Here is a 5,919-nt window from a genome sequence, read left to right as displayed (position 1 = left end):
ACATCCCCGCTCACTTTTTCCAAAGCTTCCTACTCAAGGTTTTTTTCACGCGAGGCTTTACACTGTGAACGTCTGCTCTTGCTCGCTTTATCAAAGATAAAAAATTCTCCCACAGATTTCGCAGATTTCCGCAGTTTTTTTCTTGCAATTGAAAAAATAAGTTTCAGTTTTTCAAAATGTTGTAAATATTTTCTGTTGTTGTCGCTGTTGTTGTAAATGTGGACTTGTGGGAAAAACTGCGGTTGGATTTCAGCTCGGATTTTTCCACAAATCCACATTGCGCGTTGGCAAAAAGCGTTGGCGCATTTTTCCTTATTCAGGGTGGGAGAAGTGGAGAAAAAGTCTTTTTTCGGACCTGGAAAGATTCGGGAAAAGTTGATGGCTAAAGTGTGGCGCAAAAGTGCTTTGCACGTTGCAAGGAAAGCATTTTACATAATCCCAAGTTATAGGCAAAGATGGTGCTGGTTTGTGCGGAGCGAAGCTTTAGCGGAGTGGAGAACAACGTTTTTGCGTTGGCAATTGCGTATAACTTTGATTATGTAATTTGCTGTGGCATTAAAGCGTTGGAAAAGTTTTGGGAAAGCGTCGGAGAAAATGTCTTTTTTATTTGGAAGGTGGGAAAACTACTTAAAATGCAAGCGGATGGAACTGATTGATTGCGGTTTGCAGAGCTTCGATTCCTGTTTCTCTGTATTTTTCCGTTGTGTCTGCGTGTTTGTGTCCTGCAAAATATTGAACTTTCCTTAAGTTTTCACCTTGGTCTAATTTTAATTTTATAACGCTTTGTCTAATGGTTATGGAAGTCAATTTTTTTGTAAAGTCCTTCTGATACGTTGATACGAGATAATTGATATCGTCCGCAGTAATTTTACTTCCTAACTTATTCAATAGAAAAAAAGAAGTTTTTTCTTTTTTTAATTGCTCTCTATCTTCTTGCAAATATTCGTAGAATAAAAGGATTTGTTCTGCTTTTAAATCTAAAATTCTTTCGTTGGTTTTGCCTGCTTTTTGGATTTTTATTTTGGCTTCCTTCAGATTAATATCTTCTATTTTCAAACATTCTATATCGCTGACTAATAAGGCTTGATTCACAAGTAAACTTATGATAATTTGATTTCTTTTTTCTAAAAACGGATATCTTTCTTTTCTTGGTTCTAACAGTTTTAAAAGTTCTTTTTCTGTGAGTAATTCCTGTAATTGGATTGGATTTTCTTTACCGTCTCTAATCTTAATATTTTTTGCAATATTGTATTTTATTTTTCCTGTTTCCACTAAATAATCGTAGTATTTTTTGATTGCATAAATGGTTCTTCTGATGCTTTGAGGATTATAATTTTTTCTCAGTAATTCTACATATTCCATCAAGTTTTGATAACTTAATTTCTCCGGATTTTTATAATGCTTTTTAAACTTTTCTATTTCATAGAGATAGCTTTTTATCGTTTGTTTAGATAATTCAGTTTGCAGATAATTTTCCAGTTCCATAACTCACTCTTGTATAAATCTGTGTTGTTCCTAAATATTCGTGTCCGAGAAAATCTCTTACTTTTTCAAGTTCCATTCCTTGTTCTAATAACTGCGTTGCAATGGTATGTCTTAAACAATGAAGCGTAAATCCTTGATTTTCTAACCCTGTTTTTTTCAACAGTTTTTTAAATTCTTCGTAGATTTTTTGAGGAGTAATTTTTAAAACTCTTTCGTCTTGTGTCTCGGTTCTTGTATCTAAAAATCTCTTAATGTCTTTTTTGACTTGTTTTGTAAATGGAATAACCCTTCGTTTTTTACCTTTTCCTTTCTTGATGTAGAGCAAATTATTCTCTAAATCTATATCGCTTATTTTCAGTTCTCCTGCTTCATTTCTTCTCAGTCCGCACGCATAGCACAAGTGTAATATTATCGTCTGTAATGATGTGCTTTTGTTGTATAGTTTTCTGATTTCTTCCTGTGTAAATATTTTTCTTTCTTCTGATTTTGGTTGCTTTATTTTCAGTTGGTAAGGACTTATTTTTATGGTTCCGTTTCTTTGTAAATAATCAAAGTAAAGTCTAATAGATAATAAGATTCCTGCAATATAATTTTCACTGAATGGCTTTTTTGTTCTCTTTCCTTTTACCGTTTTTATATGGCTGTAATAGTTTAAAATATCTTCGGATTTTATTTTTGTATTCTCTTTTTTAGTGAACTCTAAAAATGTTCTTATTTGCTTTGGATAGGAGTTTACAGCGTTTTCGCAATATCCTAAATTCTGTAATTCTTTTCTGAATAAATAAATATTTTCGTCACTCATTTTTATAAGTATGATGGTTTTGCTTACTCAATATTTTCTGTTTTTCCGAACGCTAACCAACTTTCCTTTATTCATAGGACTTTGTCAATATTTTAGCGTTCGTTTTGCTTCCGTTTGGCGTTCGTTTGTGTTCGGTAGCGTTCGCTTTTAATTGTTCCAATTGTTTCGTAAAAACTTCTTTTAAATCTTTTCTAACTTTCTGAATATTATCACTGTAAGAGATTTTATACTTAAATCCTTTATTGGCAAAACCGATTTGTTTTAAATATTCCAATCGTACCAATTCATTCAGATAAAATTGTAATTGTGTCTTTTTAAATCCTGTAACTTCCATCGATTCAAATCTTGTAAAACTATTCTCTTTAAAGACTTTCTTTAGTTTTTCAAAAAACTGTCTTAGACTTCCATCGAGTTCGTCGATTTTCAAAATGATACTTTCAAATAATATTTCTACAGCGTTCTCAATATCTTCAATTTCGGTAATTAGTTGTTGGTTGTCAGTTGTTAGTTGTCGGTTATACTGATTAATAAAGGTTACTTGCTTAATAATCGCTTGGAACATTTCATTTAAACGCCTTTTATTTTTCACATTATTTGGAAGCTGTATTTGTGTTGCAAAAGGGTTGATTACTTCGTAATGCTTTAAATTTTTTACTAATTTTTGTATAAAACTGATGGCTTTTTGTTCCTCGCTTTTATCAACTTCTCCTGCATTTCTGCGGTTCTGATAACTGATTATCTTTTCAGTTTGTTCTTCACTTTCATTAATGGCAATGATAAAACTTCGGTTCATATTGTCCTCGTACGTTTCGCCTTTGGTCGTTGCACTTAAACTGGAGAACTGTCCTTTCACGATTTTATGACTGGATTTATTATTTCCTTTTTTGTCTTTTATCGTTACCGAACTTCTCAAAACTTGATTGGATATAAATTCACGAAGTGCATACAACGCATCTTCCTTTAATCCGTCCAAATCTTCGATAATGATTATTTTTTGGAACAGGTCAAACTCGCCCCAATTGTATAAACTGCTCTCTGTAATTCGTGTAAATCTCAAAACGTCTTCTTGTGGCATTAAGTCCGCAATTCTTGAGATAATATGCGTTTTTCCGCTTCCGCTAGAACCTTGTACAATTCCGTGCAATGGACTTTTATTTAAGTAACTGATTGTAATTAAAAAGAGTAGAAGCCGTGAGTTTTCTTCGCCGATAATTCCTGCTTTTTCTATCAACTGATTTAAAGATTTTAGTAAGTCTTTTTGTTGTAGAAAATCAGTTGCGGACAAATTTCGGACAAATTCTATAGGTGCTTCCTTCTGATTGCCGATAAATTCTACATTGTTTGCAGTCCTTATTGGAGTCGAACCTTGTTTATTGTTTTCATTTGAAAAAATAAGTTTCCGTTCTTCTAAAAGCTTTACAAATATTTCTTCATCGTGTAATTGTAGCGTTTCGTTGATGTCTTTATTTGGCAATTCTACGCTTGTAATTTTTACATTACCACATTCTCGCATTATCACATTACCACATTTTAAAACTGCTTCTTTTCCTGCTTTATCCTGGTCAAAACAAAAAATAATTTCCTCTAAATCTTTGAGTTCCTTTATAGCTTTTAAAATCTCCTCGTTCAATCCATTCGTTCCAAAACAACTTATAAGGCTGTAATTGTCTCTTATTTCTTTGATCTGAAGTAAACTTGCACAATCTATAATCGCTTCCGTCAAAATTAGTTTCGTGGTTTCTTTGCTTGGATAACCTGGGTAAATTCCTTTTCTCTCCTTCAGATAATAATGGCGGGAAGTTCCCGCTCCCGATTTGTTATTTTCGCTCTCCAAAATACTTCTAAAATACAATCCTGTAACTTCATTCTTCTTGTTTCTTAGCGCAAAACAAATACACCATTTCGCAAAAGGACTAAATCCTTTTTCGCCTGTTCTTGTGTTAATCAATCCTTTGTCTTGTAATAATCCGACTTCTAAAGCCTGTTTCAAAAGTTCCTCCGTTTTGCGTTCCCCATGATGGAATTGACCACTATTATAACCAATTTCCAAAATCGAGTTGTCTAAATTTCTTTTTTCTAAATAATCCTTTGCTGGTTTGCTGTTGCTGATGGCATTTCTAAAGTATTGGAACATATTATTCAAAAATTGCTCTCTGCTGATTTCACGATTTCCCGAACTTGGATTTAAAATTTCTTCAGCTTTTTTAATGGCTTCGTGTTTGGTTGTATTTTCTTTGTGCATAATAAAATCTATCACGTCCATACTTTTTCCGTGGGTTTTACAATTGGAAGAAAAACAATAAGCTGTTTGTGTTTTATAGTAAATCTGCATACTTGGCGTTTTATCCTCATGGAACGGACAACACATTTTAGCATTTTTATCAGGTTTCAGACCGTAGTAATGCAGGACGTTTGCAATCGTGAGTTGGGATTTTATTTCTTGGATTTCCATAGTAGAAAAGTTTTTGACTTTTTTTACAATACAACAAAGATATATTAAATTGTATTATTATACAATTATATTTTTATTCGGTTTTGTTTTATAGTCTTATTTGCTAAATTTGTTGTAATAAAAGTCCATTATATGAACATTGGAGAGAATATCAAAAGAATAAGGGTTGCCAAAAACCTTTCCCAAAAGGAAGTAACGATAAATGCGGGCTTAGATACAGCGCAATACAGCCGTATCGAAAACGGTAAAACAGATCCGTCTGTAAATACTTTGGAACGCATTGCTAAAGCTTTGGGCGTAACACTTTCTGAACTTTTTGCTTCTACCGATGAACTTAAAGAAATTAATTCTCTCGATAAATCGCTAATGGAAAAAGTCGCTCTTATGGAAAGTCTTTCCGATGATGAAAAACAAACCATCTACACCATGCTCGATGCTTTTATCGGGAAACGTAAATTAAAAGATGCACTCTCTAATGTATTGCAAGATGTAAAATAATCCGATATAATATTTTTATCAACCGCCTAATTCAGGCGGTTTTTTTATGTCCTAAAATTAATCCGCCTTTTTACGTGGCTCGTCGTCCTTATGGCAAAAACCTTTGGTTTTGCTTATAGATATTTTGTGTCTTGCCGTTTTTGCGTCTCAATACCCTTACAAGAAAACAGTCTACTTAAGCAAAAATCTTTTCGTCTTAACACCCATATATATTTGCTGAAATGGGATGGAAAGATGCGTCACACTTTTATTTGTAGGCTATTAGGAATATTGCAAAAAAGTGTCCTTTGGTAAGAAAAACGCTTTGGTTTTCTTTGTTTCAGTTGAAAAACAAAAACTTCAATATACGATTGAATGAGGCTTTTCAACTTATAAAAGATAAAAATAATGGATATATAGAATATAAAAAAAACACAGATATGGAATATGTAGATATAGAAGTAAAATTTAATTTTTTTAAACCTTTTATTATGGAAACATTTTATGTTTTATTGGCGGTAGGAATACTGCTTGTGGGATTTTCTTTGTTAATCCTGCCTCGATTGTTGAAAAGCGAAAAGAATATCTTTTTGCGAATGAAAAACAGTCTGTTCGGTGAGTTCGAATATCATCAAAACGATAAAGACTCACAATGAACCAACAAAGCCACCTAATTTTAGGTGGCTTTTTTATTAACCAAAGC

At 32.8% G+C, this 5,919-nt stretch carries 6 protein-coding genes; 1 reads left to right on the top strand and 5 read right to left on the bottom strand.

Annotated elements, in window-relative coordinates; all coding sequences use genetic code 11:
* Positions 1-29 precede the first annotated feature (29 nt).
* The 4 genes from AC4AGG_RS15025 to AC4AGG_RS15010 all read right to left on the bottom strand — a co-directional run bounded on the left by AC4AGG_RS15025 (position 30) and on the right by AC4AGG_RS15010 (position 4,739).
* Positions 30-398 (bottom strand): hypothetical protein, encoded by a 369-nt coding sequence (locus AC4AGG_RS15025; RefSeq protein ID WP_489772835.1) that lies wholly within the window; start codon positions 396-398, stop codon positions 30-32.
* A 229-nt stretch (positions 399-627) separates the two neighbouring features.
* The gene (locus AC4AGG_RS15020) at positions 628-1,485 is read right to left on the bottom strand and encodes a tyrosine-type recombinase/integrase (protein ID WP_489772834.1); all 858 of its coding nucleotides are present in this window, start codon (positions 1,483-1,485) and stop codon (positions 628-630) included.
* Positions 1,457-2,287 (bottom strand): tyrosine-type recombinase/integrase, encoded by an 831-nt coding sequence (locus tag AC4AGG_RS15015; protein WP_489772833.1) that lies wholly within the window; start codon positions 2,285-2,287, stop codon positions 1,457-1,459. Before AC4AGG_RS15015 ends, AC4AGG_RS15020 begins: the two co-directional genes overlap by 29 nt.
* 67 nt (positions 2,288-2,354) lie before the next feature.
* A complete protein-coding gene (locus tag AC4AGG_RS15010) occupies positions 2,355-4,739 on the bottom strand; it encodes a CHC2 zinc finger domain-containing protein (RefSeq protein WP_489772832.1) in 2,385 nt (794 codons plus the stop codon).
* 132 nt (positions 4,740-4,871) lie between these two features.
* On the opposite strand from AC4AGG_RS15010, the gene AC4AGG_RS15005 reads away from it, so the two are divergent.
* Positions 4,872-5,237, top strand: coding sequence for a helix-turn-helix domain-containing protein (locus AC4AGG_RS15005; protein WP_489772831.1), 366 nt, complete (start codon positions 4,872-4,874; stop codon positions 5,235-5,237).
* A gap of 468 nt (positions 5,238-5,705) precedes the next feature.
* Here the strand turns inward: AC4AGG_RS15005 and AC4AGG_RS15000 are convergent.
* Positions 5,706-5,919, bottom strand: a 214-nt coding sequence (locus AC4AGG_RS15000) for a hypothetical protein (RefSeq protein ID WP_489772830.1), incomplete at its 5' end; no start/stop codon positions are given.

The organism is Chryseobacterium sp. CG10_8 (genome assembly GCF_058117085.1).
This window is presented reverse-complemented; position numbering and strand designations above follow the sequence as displayed.